Origin of the sequence: Bombella pluederhausensis (genome assembly GCF_026385525.1) — a bacterium.
In the GTDB taxonomy this organism is placed as follows: Bacteria; Pseudomonadota; Alphaproteobacteria; order Acetobacterales; family Acetobacteraceae; genus Bombella; species Bombella pluederhausensis.
Window position 1 is genome coordinate 357,279 of record NZ_JANIDY010000001.1, and the last position, 17,101, is coordinate 374,379.

General features: G+C 56.9%; 16 protein-coding genes. 7 read left to right on the plus strand and 9 right to left on the minus strand.

Annotation, left to right across the window (positions count from 1 at the left end; translation table 11 throughout):
• Positions 1 to 39: 39 nt before the first annotated feature.
• The 3 genes from alaS to NQF86_RS01570 form a co-directional block, all read right to left on the minus strand.
• Positions 40 to 2,679 carry an alanine--tRNA ligase gene (alaS, locus tag NQF86_RS01560; protein ID WP_266115858.1) on the minus strand — a complete coding sequence of 880 codons (2,640 nt, stop codon included), beginning with the start codon at positions 2,677 to 2,679 and terminating at the stop codon, positions 40 to 42.
• Positions 2,680 to 2,782: 103 nt separating this feature from the next.
• Positions 2,783 to 3,226 carry a GtrA family protein gene (locus tag NQF86_RS01565; RefSeq protein WP_266115859.1) on the minus strand — a complete coding sequence of 148 codons (444 nt, stop codon included), beginning with the start codon at positions 3,224 to 3,226 and terminating at the stop codon, positions 2,783 to 2,785.
• Between the two features lie 180 nt (positions 3,227 to 3,406).
• Entirely contained in the window at positions 3,407 to 4,567 is a 1,161-nt protein-coding gene (locus NQF86_RS01570) for an OmpA family protein (protein WP_266115860.1), read from the minus strand.
• Between the two features lie 115 nt (positions 4,568 to 4,682).
• Between NQF86_RS01570 and NQF86_RS01575 the strand changes: the two genes are divergently transcribed.
• Entirely contained in the window at positions 4,683 to 4,841 is a 159-nt protein-coding gene (locus NQF86_RS01575; RefSeq protein WP_266115861.1) for a hypothetical protein, read from the plus strand.
• A gap of 2 nt (positions 4,842 to 4,843) precedes the next feature.
• Here NQF86_RS01575 and aroB read toward each other — a convergent pair whose 3' ends face one another.
• Positions 4,844 to 6,523, minus strand: coding sequence for a 3-dehydroquinate synthase (gene aroB / locus NQF86_RS01580; RefSeq protein ID WP_266115862.1), 1,680 nt, complete (start codon positions 6,521 to 6,523; stop codon positions 4,844 to 4,846).
• A gap of 135 nt (positions 6,524 to 6,658) precedes the next feature.
• On the opposite strand from aroB, the gene NQF86_RS01585 reads away from it, so the two are divergent.
• Genes NQF86_RS01585 through NQF86_RS01595 form a run of 3 tightly spaced genes read left to right on the plus strand, consistent with a single transcriptional unit; the run spans position 6,659 to position 8,889 of the window.
• Complete coding sequence (locus NQF86_RS01585; protein ID WP_266115863.1) at positions 6,659 to 6,862, plus strand: hypothetical protein; 204 nt, start codon at positions 6,659 to 6,661, stop codon at positions 6,860 to 6,862.
• 14 nt (positions 6,863 to 6,876) lie between these two features.
• Positions 6,877 to 7,881 carry a tyrosine recombinase gene (locus tag NQF86_RS01590; protein ID WP_266115864.1) on the plus strand — a complete coding sequence of 335 codons (1,005 nt, stop codon included), beginning with the start codon at positions 6,877 to 6,879 and terminating at the stop codon, positions 7,879 to 7,881.
• Positions 7,882 to 7,920: 39 nt separating this feature from the next.
• Positions 7,921 to 8,889 (plus strand): acetyl-CoA carboxylase carboxyltransferase subunit alpha, encoded by a 969-nt coding sequence (locus NQF86_RS01595; RefSeq protein ID WP_266115865.1) that lies wholly within the window; start codon positions 7,921 to 7,923, stop codon positions 8,887 to 8,889.
• Positions 8,890 to 8,965: 76 nt separating this feature from the next.
• Here the strand turns inward: NQF86_RS01595 and NQF86_RS01600 are convergent, their stop codons facing one another.
• The gene (locus tag NQF86_RS01600) at positions 8,966 to 9,733 is read right to left on the minus strand and encodes a competence/damage-inducible protein A (RefSeq protein WP_266115866.1); all 768 of its coding nucleotides are present in this window, start codon (positions 9,731 to 9,733) and stop codon (positions 8,966 to 8,968) included.
• Positions 9,734 to 9,844: 111 nt separating this feature from the next.
• On the opposite strand from NQF86_RS01600, the gene NQF86_RS01605 reads away from it, so the two are divergent.
• Entirely contained in the window at positions 9,845 to 10,744 is a 900-nt protein-coding gene (locus NQF86_RS01605) for an SMP-30/gluconolactonase/LRE family protein (protein ID WP_266115867.1), read from the plus strand.
• A 50-nt stretch (positions 10,745 to 10,794) separates the two neighbouring features.
• Here NQF86_RS01605 and mutT read toward each other — a convergent pair whose 3' ends face one another.
• Positions 10,795 to 11,214 (minus strand): 8-oxo-dGTP diphosphatase MutT, encoded by a 420-nt coding sequence (gene mutT / locus NQF86_RS01610; RefSeq protein WP_266115868.1) that lies wholly within the window; start codon positions 11,212 to 11,214, stop codon positions 10,795 to 10,797.
• 218 nt (positions 11,215 to 11,432) lie between these two features.
• On the opposite strand from mutT, the gene NQF86_RS01615 reads away from it, so the two are divergent.
• Positions 11,433 to 13,988 carry a TonB-dependent receptor gene (locus NQF86_RS01615; RefSeq protein WP_266115869.1) on the plus strand — a complete coding sequence of 852 codons (2,556 nt, stop codon included), beginning with the start codon at positions 11,433 to 11,435 and terminating at the stop codon, positions 13,986 to 13,988.
• A gap of 57 nt (positions 13,989 to 14,045) precedes the next feature.
• Here the strand turns inward: NQF86_RS01615 and NQF86_RS01620 are convergent, their stop codons facing one another.
• Positions 14,046 to 14,921, minus strand: coding sequence for an ATP-binding protein (locus tag NQF86_RS01620; protein ID WP_266115870.1), 876 nt, complete (start codon positions 14,919 to 14,921; stop codon positions 14,046 to 14,048).
• An 85-nt stretch (positions 14,922 to 15,006) separates the two neighbouring features.
• Here NQF86_RS01620 and yajC point away from each other — a divergent pair, with 85 nt between their 5' ends.
• Entirely contained in the window at positions 15,007 to 15,363 is a 357-nt protein-coding gene (gene yajC / locus NQF86_RS01625; protein WP_266116431.1) for a preprotein translocase subunit YajC, read from the plus strand.
• A gap of 105 nt (positions 15,364 to 15,468) precedes the next feature.
• Here yajC and NQF86_RS01630 read toward each other — a convergent pair whose 3' ends face one another.
• On the minus strand, positions 15,469 to 16,077 hold the full coding sequence (locus NQF86_RS01630) for a superoxide dismutase (protein WP_266115871.1): 609 nt from the start codon (positions 16,075 to 16,077) through the stop codon (positions 15,469 to 15,471).
• A 146-nt stretch (positions 16,078 to 16,223) separates the two neighbouring features.
• Entirely contained in the window at positions 16,224 to 17,099 is an 876-nt protein-coding gene (locus NQF86_RS01635) for an NAD(P)-dependent oxidoreductase (RefSeq protein WP_266115872.1), read from the minus strand.
• Positions 17,100 to 17,101 lie beyond the last annotated feature (2 nt).

The window sequence follows — 17,101 nt, forward strand, 5'->3', positions numbered from 1 at the left end:
TACTAAGGCTATTCTGTCATAAAGGCAGATGCAGGAGGCTTAACCTTCTGCCAGTGTTTTGCGGATCATGGCGAAGACGGCATCAGCTGCCGGTTCGGAACCACCGGCCTGAGCCATGTCCGGGCGTCCGCCGCCACCTTTGCCGCCCATCAGGGCGGAAGCCTCACGGGCCAGTTTCACGGCATCGAAACGGTCTGTCAGGTCTTTGCTGACGGCGATGACGATACTGCCTCGGTCATTGGCACCGGAGATCAGAGCCACCACACCAGAGGAGATCTGCTTCAGCAGGCCATCGGCCAGCCCTTTGAGGTCTTTGGGGTTTACGTCCTCAAGGAACCGGGCAGCCAGCGTGACGCCGTTGACGGTTTCGCTGGAGGCGGCGCCTTCACCTGTGGCCAGCTTGTGCTGGAGGGAAGAAATCTGGGCATTGAGGGCCTTGCGTTCTTCCAGCAGGGCGGCCAGACGGGCAGGGGCCTCGGCAGGTGTTACCTTCAGCAGGGCGGCCATTTCGGCCAGACGGTCCTCGCTGGTCTGGATGGTCTGCTCAGCGGCAGCGCCACAGACGGCCTCAATACGGCGGACACCAGAAGACACGCCCGTCTCGGAAACGATGCGGAACAGGCCGATCTCACCAAGACGGTTTACATGTGTACCGCCACAGAGTTCGATGGAATAGGCCTGACGGTTCTTCTCATCCTCATTGCCCATAAAGACAACACGAACTTCATCGCCATATTTCTCACCAAAGAGAGCCATGGCACCGCTTTCAATGGCCTGTTCCTGCGTCATCAGACGGGTTTCGACCGGGCTGTTCTGGCGGATGCGGGCATTCACCTCGGTTTCAATGGCCTTCAGCTCCTCATCCGTCAGCGGGCGGGGCTGGCTGATGTCGAAGCGCAGACGGTCCGGCGTGTTCAGGCTGCCCTTCTGGGTGACATGCTCACCAATATGGCGGCGTAGAGCTTCATGCAGCAGATGGGTCGCAGAGTGATGGCCCCGCACGGCGGTGCGGCGGGCATGGTCGATCTCGGCATGAACATCCATACCCGGCTTGAGTGTCCCTTCCACGATGCGGCCATAATGGACGATCAGGGAGCCGTTCTTCTTTTGTGTATCGGTGATGTCAATACGCAGGCCGGGGCCTGTCAGCGTACCGTGATCGCCGACCTGACCACCGCTCTCCCCGTAGAAAGGAGACTGGTTGAGCAGGATGGCAACTTCATCGCCAGCCTTGGCTTCAGCTAGCTCGTCACTGCCCCGGAAGATGGCTTGAACCTGAGCATCGGCTGCTTCGCTGACATAGCCAAGGAACTCTGTCCCGCCGAAACGGTCACGGGCATCGAACCAGACGGTTTCCACGGCGCTGTCACCAGACCCGACCCATGCGGCACGGGCACGCTGACGCTGCTCGGCCATGGCGCTCTCGAAACCGGCTTCATCGACCTTATGGCCCCGTTCACGCAGCACATCCTGCGTCAGGTCCAGCGGGAAGCCGAACGTGTCATAGAGTTTGAAGGCCACATCACCGGGCAGATGCCCGTTGCTGGAGAGACGGCCCATTTCGTCTTCCAGCAGAGCCATGCCACGCCCCAGAAGGGCGGAGAAGCGTTCTTCCTCGCCTTTCATGGTCTCGGTGATGAGGGCTTTATGCTGGTTCAGTTCGGGATAGGCATGGCCCATCTGCTGGATGAGGGCAGGGAGCAGACGGTAGAAGACAGGCTCTTTCGCCCCCATCAGGTGAAGGTGACGCATGGCACGGCGCATAATGCGGCGCAGCACATAGCCCCGGCCCTCACGGGAAGGAAGCACACCATCGGAGATGAGGAAGGCTGTGGAGCGCAGATGATCGGCCACGACACGGTGGCTTGTCTTGAAGCGCCCATTAGCATCCTGCTTCAGCAGGTCGGCAGAGGCTTCGATCAGGGCACGGATTGTATCTGTGTCGTAATTGTCCTTCTTCCCCTGCATGACGGCAGCGAACCGTTCCAGCCCCATGCCGGTATCAATGGAAGGGTGAGGCAGGTTAGTCCGCTTGCCTTCGCCTTCTTCAAAGAACTGCATGAAGACGAGGTTCCAGATTTCAACAAAACGGTCACCATCTTCGTCCGGGCTGCCGGGAGGGCCACCGGCTACGGACGGGCCATGATCGTAGAAGATTTCGGAGGATGGACCACAGGGGCCCGTGTCGCCCATGCGCCAGAAATTGTCAGAGGTCGCAATGGGGATGATTTTGTCATCCGAAAGACCTGCAATCTTCTTCCAGAGGGAAGCGGCCTCGTGGTCGTCTGCATAAACGGTGACAAGCAGCTTCTCGGCAGGGATGTTGAAGCCCTTGGTGAGCAGGTTCCACGCAAATTCAATGACTTCAGCTTTGAAGTAATCGCCAAAGCTGAAATTACCCATCATTTCGAAGAAGGTATGATGACGGGCCGTATAGCCGACATTGTCCAGATCGTTATGTTTACCGCCAGCCCGGACAACCTTCTGCGCTGTCGTGGCCCGCTTGAAAGGCAGTGTCTCCTGCCCGGTAAAGACATTCTTGAAAGGCACCATCCCCGCATTGGTAAAGAGCAGGGACGGATCATTCTGCGGAACCAGAGAGGCTGACGGGAGAATACGGTGCCCGTGAGATTCAAAATATTGGAGGAATTGCGCGCGGATATCGTTAGTACTGATCATGAGCCTGTTAGTCCGGGTTCCGGAGAAAGAAAGGATAGTTCCTGCTTTCTAGCTGATTTTCCAGTCATTGGGAATGGAAGACGCCAGCAGGCTCTGCCCGGTCTCAGGGAAGGGGCTTCTTCTTATGGAAAACGAAATGGTGGCAGAGGGCAAAGTTGATGAACATGCCACCAGCCGTCCCAAAGAGGAGCGCAATGACAGTATAATGGCGTGTCAGTGGCCAAAGGCTGAACAGGGCAAGGACGATTCCACGGTTGATGACAAAGCCCGGCACATTGGCAAGGATGAAGCGCCCCCATTGATGATGAACCTTATGGCTCTGGCGGCAGCGGTCCCGGAATGTCCAGTATCTATTGAGAATCCAGTTATTGCTGGAGGCCATGACATAAGCCAGCAGGGCGGCAACCCGTAATCCTACGACATGTCGAAAAAGGGACAGGCTTGTCCAGTCCACCAGAAATCCCACAGCCCCTACTGCACCGAAGTAAAAAAAGCGCTGTAGAAGCGGAAAGAATTTCATGAGGTTCTGAGAGCAAATCTGTTTCATATGACCTGATGACTGTGGATCGATCACCGTTGTGCAGCGTCTAACACAGCTTTGTATTCATGGGGTAAGATTTTCATCAGGAAGTTGTTACCATGGAATGAATGGAACAAAAAAAGGGTGCCCGGAGGCACCCTTTTTTCCGTAACCTCAGAGGGTCCGGGTTGTAATCAGCACTGAAGATTACTTCAGGATGATTTCAACGCGGCGGTTCTGCGGCTCACGGGTGTTCTTAGCTGTTGCCACCAGCGGGTTGGCATCGCCGTAACCGTGGATGTCGATGGCAGTAGCCGGGACGCCCAGACGGACCAGCTCAGCCTTGACGCTGTTAGCACGCTTGATGGACAGACCCATGTTGTACTTCTCACCGCGCGGACCCGGATGAGCAGCGGAGTTATCGGTGTAACCGTTAACTTCGATGCGTGTTGTCTGTACGTGTGTGGAAGCCTGAGCAGCCTGAGCAACGATCTCGCGAGCGCGGCCTGTCAGAGTAGCCTTGTCCCAGTCGAAGAAGACGAGGTAGGTACGAGCAGCCTGAGCCGGCGGCGGAACGACAACATGCGGAGCCGGCGGCGGCGGCGGCGGAGCATTGTTGAAGGCATAACGCAGGCCAAGCAGGAACTGGTGCGTGTAACGCGTGTTGAAGCTGACGCGGTCACCCTTACCGTGGTTCTCGTTGTTGTTATGCAGGTACTGACGGCCACTGGTCACGCCGGACATGGAGCCCGTCTGGCCCATGAAGCGGTACTGTGTTGTCAGAGCCAGACCCGGAACGCCCGGGATGTCGTAAGCAGCACCAGCGATGAACTGTGCAGCGAAACCGCCCTGCGTGTTGTTGAAGTTCGGGTCCGGACGACCTGTGCTGCGGTTGTACACCTTGCGGTAACGCTGCCACATGTAACCAGCACCGATACCAACGAACGGTGTGATCGGCACATCGTTCAGGCCGAACATGCCGAGATCGATGTCATACAGCACGTTGGTGAAAGCGCCCCAGCCTTCGCTCTTGCCGTGAGCCTTACGGCTGTCACCGCCAGCAGCAAAAGCACCGCCCAGACGGGTGATGTGTGTCTGGTTGTATGTACCTTCGATCTCAACGCGCAGGCCGTTACCGAAGCCATAACCGGAGGAGAGGTAGCCATTGAAGCCGGTGCCGGAGTGGGCGTTACCACCGATGCCACGACCGTGGGAGGTGCCGGGGTTACCCTGACGGAACTGCTGATGCTGAACCAGGTTGTAACCGCCTGCCATGTCAACATACGGGCCGGTGATCGTGCTGGCCATGGCGAATGACGGCAGAGCCACCATTGATGTCATGGCGAGAAGTGCATTACGAATACGCATTTACTTCCTCAGTCCTTAATTCTGTATACTTACGGCCATTACGGTTGGCGGGCGTCGGAACGATCACCGTATGGAGCCAGCGCGGCCGATAGCTGAGATGTAGTAGAAAGCTGCTATGAAGTTAAGTGCTTTTGCGTCTCCTGCCTGCAAAGGGCAGAGCACTGTGACCAATAAAGCACATATGCCTATTCTGGCAGAGCGTGGAGATTTCTTCTTTTCAACCCTGACCAGCGGAATCAGCAGGGAGATTCCGCTGGTTGGGGGTATGGGGTAGCCTCAGGGGGCAAATCCTTCTACCAGAAGGAGGGCACGGACATCATCCATTGAAACATCACGGCAGGTGAAAGCCTTACCGATCCCTTTCAGGAGGACGAATGTGATCCGGCCATCACGCAGTTTCTTGTCCCGTCCCATATGAGCCAGAAGCGTTTCCGTGCTGAGCATATGGGGCAGGTCTGCAACGGTGGCGGGCATACCCAGCGCATGAAGATGAGCATCCAGCCGGGTGAGGTCTTCTGCTGGTGCGAGGCCCATTTTCACGGAAAGGGCCAACGCCATGTGAAGACCGATGGATACAGCCTCGCCATGTAAGAGGCGACCATCGTAATGGAACTCGGCTTCAAAGGCGTGGGCAAATGTATGGCCAAGGTTGAGCAGTGCCCGCCCGCCAGAACTGGCCTGTTCCCGTTCATCTTTCTGGACGACTCCGGCCTTGAAAGTACAGGCCTGTCTGACGGCTTCGCCCAGTGCGGAGGCGTCTCCATCCAGCACCGCCTTGCCGTTGGCTTCGCACCACGCAAAGAGTGCAGCATCGGCAATGAGCCCGGACTTCACGATTTCGGCATAGCCCGCTACGAGCTGGCGGCGGGGAAGCGTGCCCAATGCCGCCGTATCCGCCAGAACAAGGCGAGGCTGCCAGAAGGCGCCAATGAGGTTTTTCCCGGCCTTGGCATTAATACCCGTTTTCCCGCCGACAGAACTGTCCACCTGAGCCAGTAAGGTCGTTGGAATCTGGATGAACGGGACACCGCGCAGAGCCGTTGCGGCTACAAAGCCAGCGAGATCGCCAATCACACCACCACCGAGAGCGATGATGGTGGTTCCTCGTTCAATGCCATGGGCCAGAATATTTTCCATAACCTCGCCAAAGCGGGAGAGGGATTTGCTGCCCTCGCCAGCAGGGACGGTGATGGAATGAAAACGGATATCAGCCTGTCGGAGGCTGTCTTCCAGTGTTTTCAAGTGGAGTGCGGCGACAGCTTCGTCTGTCAGGATGATGGCCTGACCGTTCGGGAGGTGAGGTTTCACCCTTAGGCCCGCATCTTTCAGCAAGTCGCTGCCAATGAGCACTTCGTAGCTGTGCCCTGCAAGGGCGACCGGAACGTGATGGGGAAGAACTGTCTTTTCGAGTGTTTCGGTAATGTTCCGGGCGCCTTGTTCCACGCTTTCATCTCCGCAGTTGATGATGATGTCTGCTTCAGCATAGCGTGGATAACGCTCAGTAGCGAGACGGTGCAGGGTTGCTGCTGGATCGCCCTGTGCGAGCAAAGGGCGGCTGCCACGGTTACCGAGTAGCCTGCCCAGCAGAACAGGCATGGGAACATGCAACCAGATGGTGCAGATGTCGGTCCGTTTGTGGATGAGCGCCCGTGTCTGTGGATGCATCCATGCGCCGCCTCCCGTGGCCAGAATGCACGGCCCACCATTGAGCAGTCGGCGGATGACACGGTGCTCACCGGCCCGGAAATGGGCCTCTCCATGATTGGCAAAAATCTCAGGAATAGTCTGACGGCAGGCTTTCTCGATTTCCGTATCCGTATCGATGAAGGGCAGGCCATAATGTTGGGCGAGCTGCCGACCAAGTGTGGTCTTTCCGGCCCCCATGAGACCGATGAGAACGATGATGCGGAAAGGCGGCGTGACGGAAGATACCGTGGTGGATGAGGAACGGGACATGTCCCCTTTATTATCACGGGCAAGGGAGTGGGGGTAGGTCTTCTGTTGGCATGATTATACCGGATGATAAGAGGGCTTTCAAAACCGGATGATGTCTTTATAAGTGTGGCGTATCCTTTGGTATGGAGCCGTTTTATGAAAACCGTTGCCCGTCTGGTACTGGTCTTGCTGGTTCTTATTGTGCTGGCTGGCGGGGGGTATCTTCTGACTGCCCATGGTGAGCAGCCGCCAGCGCCGGTAATGGTGCATCATGACCTCACGCCGCAGGTGGCTCCTGCCGGACCGGCGCAGGGCGGTGGCGCAAGCCTGCCAGACCTGCCGCCTGTTGGGGGGCACTGAAAGGCCCGTCTGCCATGACTGAGCGTCCATCTCATATCCGTCCCCCCATTGATCCTGAGTCTGAGGGGCTGATTGATGCGTTCCTCGAGACATTGCTGGCAGAGCGTGGTGCAGCGCAAAGAACGAGGCTGGCCTACAGGGCTGATCTTGAGGATTTTGCCCGTTGGTGTTCGCCTACGGCGCTGGCGGATGTAGGGAGCAGCCGGGTTCATACCTATCTGGCCGATCTGGGGCGGGCGGGTATTACGCCCCGCACGCAGGCACGGCGTCTTTCATGCCTTAGGCAGTTTGCCCGCTTCATGCTCCAGATGGGCGTGCGGGATGATGAGATGACAGCCGGGCAGATCACACCTCATTATCAGAGTGGGTTGCCGCATCCCCTGAGTGAGGAGGAGGTTAAGCGCCTTCTGGAAAAAGGAACTTGTGGCCATCCCGATTTACGGCGGGACCTGCTTTCTCGTGTGGCGCTGGAGCTGCTCTACACGACAGGTCTGCGCATCAGCGAACTTCTCAGCCTGCCTGCCACCTGTGTGCGGCATCGGGGTGGGATGCTTCCTGTGAGGGGGAAAGGCGGGCGAGAGCGGCTCGTGCCTTTCTCCAGTACGGCACGGGAGGCCGCCGAAGCTCTGCTGGCCTATGATGCCGTGCTGGACAGCCCGTGGCTCTTTCCGGGGCGCAACCCCAAGAAGCCGCTGACACGTCAGGGTTTTGATAAGATACTCTATGCCTGTGCCCTCAAGGCGGGGCTGGACCCGCAGCGTGTGAGCCCGCATGTGCTGCGTCATTCTTTTGCAACGCATCTGCTGAACAGGGGGGCGGACCTGCGGGCGCTCCAGATGCTGCTGGGTCATGCCGACATCACCACGACACAGATTTACACGCAGGTGATGACAGAACGGTTGAAAGAGGCTGTTAAGCAGCATCATCCGCTAGGGCAGGAGGCGGATGCGTCAGAAAAGCAGAATGATGGTGAACAGCCGGATACAGATGAGGTTTTTCTGGCAGGAAGCCAAAAATAGGACTGTCTTGCACTCCGTTTGCATGCTATCGGGCAGACTATGCGCCAGTTCCTAGATTTCGAAAAATCGGTTGCCGAGCTTGAGACCAAGATCGGTGAACTTCGTCAGGTTGGTCGCCAGGATGATGGCGCTGGTCTGGATGGTCTGAACATTGATGACGAGATGGCCCGCCTCTCGGAGAAAGCGGACAAGCAGCTCCGCAGTCTCTACAGCAAGCTGACACCGTTGCAGAAGGTGCAGGTGGCCCGTCATGCCCAGCGGCCTCATGCCTTGGACTATATCGAGTCCCTGATGACGGATTACACGCCGCTTGCAGGTGACCGTGTGTTCGGTGACGATCAGGCCCTCATCGGGGGGCTGGCCCGTTTCCGTGGTCAGCCGGTGATGGTGATCGGGACGGAACGAGGGTCTGATACGGAGAGCCGTCTGCGTCATAATTTCGGTATGGCCCGTCCGGAAGGGTATCGTAAGGCGCAGCGTTTGATGCGTATGGCTGAGCGTTTCGGTCTGCCAATCCTGACATTCGTGGATACAGCCGGTGCGTGGCCGGGGATTGATGCCGAGGCCCGTGGGCAGGCAGAAGCGATTGCCAGAGCGATTGATACCTGCCTTCAGGTCAAGGTGCCTCTGATTGCCACAGTGATCGGTGAAGGTGGGTCCGGTGGGGCTATTGCCATTGCAGCCGGTGACCGTGTGCTGATGCTGGAACACGCCATCTATTCCGTCATTTCTCCAGAAGCAGCGGCCTCCATTCTCTGGCGTGACCCGAAAATGTCCCCCGCCTCTGCCGAAGCTCTGAAGCTGACGGCACAGGACCTGAAAAAACTGGGCCTGATTGACCGCATCATTGATGAGCCCGTGGGTGGTGCCCAGCGTATGCCTGCCGAGGCTATTAACCGTGTTGGTGAGGCTATTGCGGCAGAACTGGCCAGCGTACAGGCCTTGCCGAAAGATAGCCTCCTGCTGCGCCGCCGGGAGCGTTATCTGGAGATGACCCGTGCCAGCTGATGGCCTGCGGTAAAATCCGGAGTTTCTGAAAAAGGCCGTTCCTGTATGGGAGCGGCCTTTTTCTGTTGGGGGGTGTTCAGTCCCGGCTGTGATGTGGTGGGTCGCCTTCCAGCGGGGTGAATCCCAGATCATGAAGCAGGGCCTTCAGGGCAGAGCCAGCATAGGCAACGGCAGCAGCGTCATAGCCTTTGGCGACCAGCGCTACGCCCCGCTTTTTGCCATCTTCAAACGGGTATGAGCCGAGATCAAGCATGGGGAAATTCTGCTGGATGGCTGTGAGTTTTTCGGCAAGGTCCCCTTCATAGATGTCGTAGCTGTACCAGCTGGCACTTGTCAGAGGGGCACCGGCCTCCAGACGGGGCATCAGCCATGCAACCATGGCTTGGAAGATGCGGGGCACGCCAGCCATGACATGCACGTTCCCCAAGGAGAAGCCGGGGGCCGTGGAGACACTGTTTTCGATGGGCGTGGCACCTTCTGGCAGCCATGCCATGCGTTGACGGGCCTTGTTGAACTCTCCAGCCGGAAAGAGTGCCTCTAGCTGGCGGAAGCTGTCTTCATGGCATTTCAGCGGGACATTGAAGGCTTCTGCCACGCAGGCAGCGGTGATGTCATCATGTGTCGGGCCGATTCCGCCACTGGTAAAGAGCAGGTCGAACCGGGCCCGGCAGTCATTGACGGTGGATATGATGTGCTCCGCTATGTCGGGGATCACCCGGACCTCCATAAGCCGGATACCTCGGCCATTGAGCGCTTGGGCAAGCACGCGGATATTGGCATCCTGTGTACGTCCGGAAAGGATTTCGTTACCAATGACAAGAAAACATGCCGTGCGGGGAGCCATGAGCCTGTAATTACCTTATGATGGCCGCAGCGCTGTCCGATGCGGGCGGTGAAAACTGAATGTATCGTCCCTGTACTATAGGGGAGGGTGCGGTCTTTAATAAAGGGAGAGATGCCTGTGACGCTGGAGCACCATAAGCCTGTATGTCTGTCGGATTTCCGGGCTGTGCTTGGGGAAGGGCCCGTCTGGATTGCGGCAGAAAACTCCTTCTATTTCGTGGATATTGTTGGTCGTCATGTGCACCGTTACAGCCTGACGGATGGTAAGCTGTGCAGTTGGGCAGCCCCCAATCGTGCGGGGTTCCTGCTACCCGTGAGTGACGGTACGTTTCTTGCCGGTCTGCCGGATGGTCTGCACCGTTTTGATGTAAAGACAGGCTATTTTGAACATGCCTGCACGATTGAGCCGGAAGATGAGGGTAACCGCCTGAATGATGGCTGCGTGGATCATAAGGGCCGTATCTGGTTCGGCACGATGGATGACGGAGAAAGCCGGGATAGTGGCTCTCTCTACCGGGTCGAGCATAAGAAGGGGCAGCTCAGTGTCTCTCATTGGGACAGTGGCTATACGGTGTCCAACGGCCCGGCCATCTCTCCCTGTGGCAAAGTGCTTTACGCCTGCGATAGCCCGCAGCAGCGTATCTATGCGTTCGACATTGCCGATGATGGCAGTCTGACCAACAAGCGTATCTTTGCCACCCTGACCAAAGGTTATCCTGATGGTGTGGTGACGGATAGCGAGGGGAACCTCTGGTGTGGGACATGGGCCGGTGGGCAGATCACCCGTTTCCGCCCGGATGGGACCATGATGGAGCCGATTGCCCTGCCTGTTGCGAATGTCACGAAAGTGGCTTTCGGGGGGGATGATTATCGGACGGTATTCGTCACGACAGCCCGCAAGGGGCTGAGTGAGGAGGAACTGGCAGCACAGCCACAGGCAGGGGGCGTTTTCGCTTTCCGTACGGATGTGCCGGGTAATCCGCAGCACAGCTTTGTGCTGGAACCAGTCTGATCTGAAAATGAGGAAGGAGCCTTTTTCAGGGCCCCTTCCTGACGGGCTTATCAGCCCAGAAGTGCCTGAATGCGTGGTACGAGAGGCGCATCGGCTTTAGGCATGGGGTAATTGCCCAGTTCGGAGGCTGGAACCCATGCCAGTGTCTGGCCTTCCCGGCCAATCGGGTCATGCTCCCAGTCCCGCACAAGATAGAGTGCCATGAGCAGATGGAATGTGGCACAGTCCTCGCTGACGAATGTAAAAGGTTCCAGCTTTTCCGGCTGGACAGTGATGCCAAGCTCCTCATTCAGCTCCCGGACAAGCGCAGCCTCCGGTGATTCCGGTACCTCTACTTTCCCACCGGGGAATTCCCACAATCCGGCAAATGTCTTGCCTTCGGGGCGTTGTGCCAGCAGGACGGTATTGTCTTTCTTGATGAGAATAGCCGCCGTGACGAGCAGCGTATGGGGTCGGAATGGTGTGGTCATGAAATGCTCCGCACGATGGGCAGGATGTTTTGTAGGATATGGACCAGAGATGCGCTTTTTATGCCACAGGGAAAAGAGGAAAAGTTAAAAAACCCGTACAGACCTTTGCGACAGGCGATGCGCCCGGTAGGAAGTCTGGCATACCGTGAATGGATAGCTGCCCTGACAGGAACACATCCTGCCATGGGCTTTTTCTTGTGTGCCGAGATTCCATAGGAGTGCCAGACGCATTGCGCCGCCATCTTCTTCTGTCCTCCGCTGCCATTTTTTTGGGAATAGGTAGCGGGGCTGCTTTTGCTCAGACCAGATCATCAGATTCGACCGTAACCTCTACGTCGGTAGCCAGTAAATCTACCGCATCGCATGGCAGTACGGTGGCCAAGCATCGCCATGTTGCCCGTAAAGGAACAACGGGTAAGGCAGCCGGGGCAGCGGGCAGGAGCACCGGCACTACTGGTATGGCTGCGGCCAGTACGGGACAGGTGAAGAAGGTTAGCCATCACAGGCCGAAATATGTGTCTGCCCATGGTGTGCAGAGCCTGTCCGTTCATGCCTCCCATGTCAGCCGGTCTTCGGAACTGGTCGTGCCAAAAAGCGTGATGAAGGAATACGTGCCGGGTACCAGCCCTTATAAAGCGCTGGACCGGATGCCGGGCGTGAGCTTTACCTCCACAGACCCGTTTGGTGTGGATAGCTTCGGGGCTAATCTGTACGTCCGTGGTTTCTTCATGAACCAGTTGGGCGTAACATTGGATGGCATTCCGCTGAATGACCAGACCTATCAGTCCGTCAATGGTCTGAGCCTCGCTTCAGCCATCATCCCCGATGATATTGGCAGCATGACCATGTCGCAGGGTGGGGGTGGCGTGGATGTGCCTTCTACCAACACGCTAGGCGGAACCATCCGGGTTACATCCAGCGATCCTTCCGACAGGATGGGCGGCAAGGTCAGTCAGGCCTTTGGCAGTTATGGCTCATATCGCACCTATGCCCGTCTTGATTCCGGCCGCCTGAATGAATCCGGCACGAAGTTTTACACCTCCTATGCCCGGACGGATGAAGGCATGTGGGAAGGTAAGGGGGACCAGTTCCTTCAGCAGGTGAATGCCAAGCTGGTGCAGCCTGTCGGGGAGCGTAGCAAGATTTCAGCCTTCTTTGACTGGACGGACCTTCAGCAGCAGAATTATCCGGACCTTTCACTGGGGATGATTAATAATCTGGGGTGGCGTGTGCCGCATCTCTACCCGGATTATAAGAAGGCTTATCAGTGGGCGCAGCAATGTAACAGCAGCCCGAATAATTTCATGGCCTATCCGGGGTCCAACGGGCAGGTGAATGCCTGCCAGATGCCCTATTATGATGGTGGCCAGCATGAGACCAACTTCCTCGGTGGGTTGAATCTTGATTTCGCCCTTACGGATCGTCTGACATGGCATACGACTGCCTACGGCCATGCGCAGTCTGGTAATTACAGCTATACAGCCGCGGCCTCTGCGGCTTCGACCGACCCTGACCTTCAGGTAGCTACGCCGAATGGTGTGCCGCTTTATCAGGAAGTCTGGAAGAACAGTCAGCAGCGCTTCGGTATCAATAGCAGCCTGAATTATCGCTGGGGGCACCATAAGATTGATACAGGCGTCTGGTACGAGAACAACAATCAGACCGCCGGACTGTATAATTATCTGGAGCCGGAGCTGGGTGCAGGCGCTCCCGTCAAGGCTGTTGGACCTTATGATGTCTATGGGCCAGCAGACCGGGTCTATAATTTCAGGTGGCGCACCAATGTGGTGCAGACCCATCTTCAGGACATCTACACCATTGTGAGGGGGCTGACCCTCACGGCGGGTTTCCGGTCCCTGATTTCCCAGACATCCGGTGGCGGTCATGAAAATGACAATTCATGGGCGGCTCTGGATGCTGGTGGGCTGCCTTCCGGGTCGTTGCACGCTACTGGTGCTTTCCTGCCTCATTTCAATCTGGACTGGCGCCTGAACCGGCAGCATGAGTTCTATATTGATATTTCCAAGAACATGCGGGCTTATGAGGTCTCTGGCACGGGTGTGGCCAACTCGCTGTTCTCTGTGCCCAATCAGCAGGAGTTCCTGCGGCAGAAGGCTCAGTCCAAGCCGGCCCGTGCATGGACCTATATGGGCGGGTACCGCTTTACGTCTTCCATCGTGCAGCTGGATGCCACGGTCTATCACTCCACCCTGATGCATGAGCTTCTGGCTGGGGCACGGGGAACGATGTTCAACCCGATCTCCGAGGAGTTTGATTTTGGGCGTATTTCCATGACAGGGGCTAATGGCAGCGTGTCTGTTCGTCCGCTGCCGGGATTGGTCATTACCAATACGCTCAGCTACAATAAGGGGACGTATGACCGTGATGTGACCTCCAGTGCCGGGAATTATTACCCGCTGAAGGGCAAGCACATCGTCAACTATCCATCATGGATGTATAAGACATCCATTGCTTATACATGGCATGGGATTAATGCGCATTTTGATGCCAATTACTTTGGCAAGCGTTATTACAGCTTCATGAATGATACATCCGTGGGCAGTTATTGGCTGGCCAATACGGGAGTGAATTATACCTTCAAGAAGCTGGCCGGTGTGCGGGACCTGACGGTCAGCTTCAATGTCTATAACCTGTTCAACAACAAATATATCGCCATGATGGGCGAGAACAACAACCCGCCCGTGGGGGATTATCAGTCTCTGGAACGGGGGGCGACACGGGAATATTTCGGGACGGTCAGTGCAGCGTTTTGATGGTCTGACAGGATGAGAAGACGGCCCGCTCTGGTTTCAGGCGGGCCGTTTTTTGTTTCAGCGAGCTTCTTCGGCCAGTTCAGCGCTGAGGGCGGTGATGAACTGGGCGGCGACCCGGCCGGAGCGGCTGCCCCGCTGGATAGACCATTGCAGCGCACGGCGGTGCAGCTCATCCTTGGCGATGGGCAGTTTTCTGTCTGCCGCATAGGCATCAATGATGCTCAGATAATGAGGCTGGGAGGCCCCATAAAGGCCGATCCATAGGCCGAAACGGTCGGAGAGGGAGACTTTTTCTTCAATGGCCTCACCCGGATTGATGGCATCTCCCGCTTCATTCTCAATCATGTTCTGGGGCATGAGATGACGGCGGTTGGAGGTGGCATAGACCAGAACATTATCCGGTCGCCCGGCAATGCCGCCATCAAGGACGGATTTCAGCGATTTGTAATCGGCATCCTGTGTTTCGAAAGAAAGATCATCACAGAACAGGATGACCCGGCGGGTGCTACGGCGCAGCAGGGCCAGAAGCTGCGGCAGAGTGCTGAGATCATCCCGTGGAATCTCGATCAATGCCAGAGGAGGCTGGCCGTTCCTGCGCTGTTCTTCATTGACAGCCAGCAGGCAGGCTTTGACCAGTGAAGACTTGCCCATACCTCTGGCGCCCCAGAGCATGACATTATTGGCTGTCAGCCCGTGGGCAAAGAAGCGTGTATTGCCCATGACCTGCCTTATCTGCCGGTCAATGCCTTTCAGCAGTTCCAGCGGGACAGCCTGCATCTGGGGAATGGGCAGCAAATGGCCATTACTCCCCTGCCAGAGGAAGGTATCCTGCGTGAGGTCATCCAGTATGGCGGGGTCTGCGGGAGGAGGCGCCATGCGCTCCAGACTTTCGGCAATGCGGGTCAGGAGGGGAAGAAGGGCAGTTGTGGGCATGGGCTTCCTGTATAATGAGCTTGACGTGACACCCCGGCACGATATGGTCCGGGAGTATCCCATAAAGATGGAACCAAAATCACCTATGAACAATATTCTTTTCTCTACAGCTTATGCTGCTGATGCCGGTGCCGCTGGTGGTGCTTTCAACTCGGCAGCGCTGATGCAGTATGCGCCGATCGTTCTGGTTTTTATCGTATTCTACTTTCTGCTCATCCGTCCGCAGCAGAAGCGTCAGCGTGAACTGCGTGAGCAGCAGGGTAATCTGCGCCGCGGCGACCGGATCCTGACGGCTGGTGGCATTCTGGGCACCGTGCAGAATACCCGTGAGGATTCGCAGGAAGTGGATGTGGAGATTGCACCGGGCGTGAAGGTGAAGGTTATTCGCAGCACCATCACGAACGTGCTGTCCCGTGAAGGCAAGGCTGCCAACGATTCATGAGGTAATGGTGGGGCAGGCCCTGTGTCTGCCTTTCCTGTTGAAAAAGAAAAACCCTGCCACGGTCTCACATGGCAGGGTTTTTTCATGAAAGGATGATCGGAAAGATCAGGCGCCCTTCAGGCAGCTCTCGGCATACTCATAGTTGGCAAGCCGGTCGAGGAAGTTGGTGACATAATCCGGACGGCGGTTGCGGAAGTCCAGATAGTAGGAGTGTTCCCACACATCCAGACCCAGAAGGGCACGGCCTTCATCTTCGGAGAGCGGGTTGGCGGCGTTGGCGGTCTTGGTGACCTTCAGCTTGCCGTCAGAACCCAGAACCAGCCATGCCCAGCCAGAACCGAACTGTGTCGTGGCAGCCTGCTTGAAAGCGGCCTTGAAGGCATCCACGGAACCGAAATCTTCAATCAGTTTCTTTTCCAGCGTGCCGGGGATGTTGCCACCCTTGGGGGAGAGGCAGTTCCAGAAAATGCAGTGGTTCCAGTGCTGGCCTGCATTATTGAAAACTGGCGCCATGGAAGACACGGCATGAGAATGGGCAATGATTTCTTCGAGAGACTTGCCTGCCAGCTCCGGCTTGCTTTCCACGAAGCCATTCAGAGCCGTGACATAAGCCTGATGGTGCTTACCGTGGTGAAGCTCCAGCGTTTCCTGGCACATGCCTGCATCGGCCAGTGCGCTCTCGGCATAGGGGAGTTTTGGGAGTTCAAAAGCCATGTGAATCTTCCTTGACATATGAGGGAAGGGCAGAAGCAGAAAGTACCCTTCTGCCCCTTCATGACACCCCTTTAGCTATGGTTGCGGAGCGGCAACGTCAAGGTGCCTGAAGGGCAGGGGCTTAAAAAAAGAGTAGGGCAGTCCTCTTACCGGTTGGCGATATTCTTTTCCATCTGGGCGATCAGGGCGGAGTAGTCATCATCAGCGTGATGGCGATTGGAGAAAGCCAGATTCTGGGAGGCTGCTGCCATGCCATGCAGTGGGACACCACAACGGCGGCCAGCATCCAACAGAAGGCCCATATCCTTGCTCATCAGGCGGGTAGGGAACTGGGACGGGAAATCACCGGCTTTGCCCATGCCAATCTTGCGCTTGTGATGGGGGCTGATGACAGCCAGCTCCTGCAAGGCATCAAAAAGGACGTTCCGTTCCACGCCAGAGGCCAGACCGTAGGCGATGCCCTCGGCAATGATGTTCAGTGTGCCGCCCATAATGCCATTGACGACCAGCTTCAGTCGGGCCGCACTGCCAGCCGGGCCAGCATGAATGGTGATACGGCCGATGCAGTCCAGTATAGGGCGGGCCCGTTCCAGAGTGGTTTCAGGGCCGCCTGCCAGCATGATGAGAGCACCTTTTTCGGCCTCCGGTGTGCTGCCTGACATGGGGGCGTCCATGACATCAACATTGCGTGCTTTTAGGAGAGAGGCGAGATGATCGGCCTGTTCCGGGGAAACGGTGGACGTATCCAGTACAAGCTGTCCGGCCCGTACTCCAGCTAGTAGGCCATCCGGGCCATGTAGCGCCTTGTTCTCGGCCTCATCATTCGGGACGCAAAGAATGATGGCGTCACTTTTCTCCGCCACAAGACGGGGCGAGGCAAGCATGGGCACATCTGCCTGTGCTCCATTGCTTTTGCCAGAAGGCGTATAGGCCACGATGCTGAAACCGGCTTGTGACAGGTTCTTTCCCATGAGGGAGGCCATGGCCCCGTAACCGATAAAACCGATGGTCTTGATGGACATGG

Bases quoted from the DNA above. Each gene is read 5' to 3' on its own strand.
- alaS (WP_266115858.1), bottom strand. From the start codon at position 2,679: ATGATCAGTACTAACGATATCCGCGCGCAATTCCTCCAATATTTTGAA.
- NQF86_RS01565 (WP_266115859.1), bottom strand. From the start codon at position 3,226: ATGAAACAGATTTGCTCTCAGAACCTCATGAAATTCTTTCCGCTTCTA.
- NQF86_RS01570 (WP_266115860.1), bottom strand. From the start codon at position 4,567: ATGCGTATTCGTAATGCACTTCTCGCCATGACATCAATGGTGGCTCTG.
- NQF86_RS01575 (WP_266115861.1), top strand. From the start codon at position 4,683: ATGAAGTTAAGTGCTTTTGCGTCTCCTGCCTGCAAAGGGCAGAGCACT.
- aroB (WP_266115862.1), bottom strand. From the start codon at position 6,523: ATGTCCCGTTCCTCATCCACCACGGTATCTTCCGTCACGCCGCCTTTC.
- NQF86_RS01585 (WP_266115863.1), top strand. From the start codon at position 6,659: ATGAAAACCGTTGCCCGTCTGGTACTGGTCTTGCTGGTTCTTATTGTG.
- NQF86_RS01590 (WP_266115864.1), top strand. From the start codon at position 6,877: ATGACTGAGCGTCCATCTCATATCCGTCCCCCCATTGATCCTGAGTCT.
- NQF86_RS01595 (WP_266115865.1), top strand. From the start codon at position 7,921: ATGCGCCAGTTCCTAGATTTCGAAAAATCGGTTGCCGAGCTTGAGACC.
- NQF86_RS01600 (WP_266115866.1), bottom strand. From the start codon at position 9,733: ATGGCTCCCCGCACGGCATGTTTTCTTGTCATTGGTAACGAAATCCTT.
- NQF86_RS01605 (WP_266115867.1), top strand. From the start codon at position 9,845: ATGCCTGTGACGCTGGAGCACCATAAGCCTGTATGTCTGTCGGATTTC.
- mutT (WP_266115868.1), bottom strand. From the start codon at position 11,214: ATGACCACACCATTCCGACCCCATACGCTGCTCGTCACGGCGGCTATT.
- NQF86_RS01620 (WP_266115870.1), bottom strand. From the start codon at position 14,921: ATGCCCACAACTGCCCTTCTTCCCCTCCTGACCCGCATTGCCGAAAGT.
- yajC (WP_266116431.1), top strand. From the start codon at position 15,007: ATGAACAATATTCTTTTCTCTACAGCTTATGCTGCTGATGCCGGTGCC.
- NQF86_RS01630 (WP_266115871.1), bottom strand. From the start codon at position 16,077: ATGGCTTTTGAACTCCCAAAACTCCCCTATGCCGAGAGCGCACTGGCC.
- NQF86_RS01635 (WP_266115872.1), bottom strand. From the start codon at position 17,099: ATGTCCATCAAGACCATCGGTTTTATCGGTTACGGGGCCATGGCCTCC.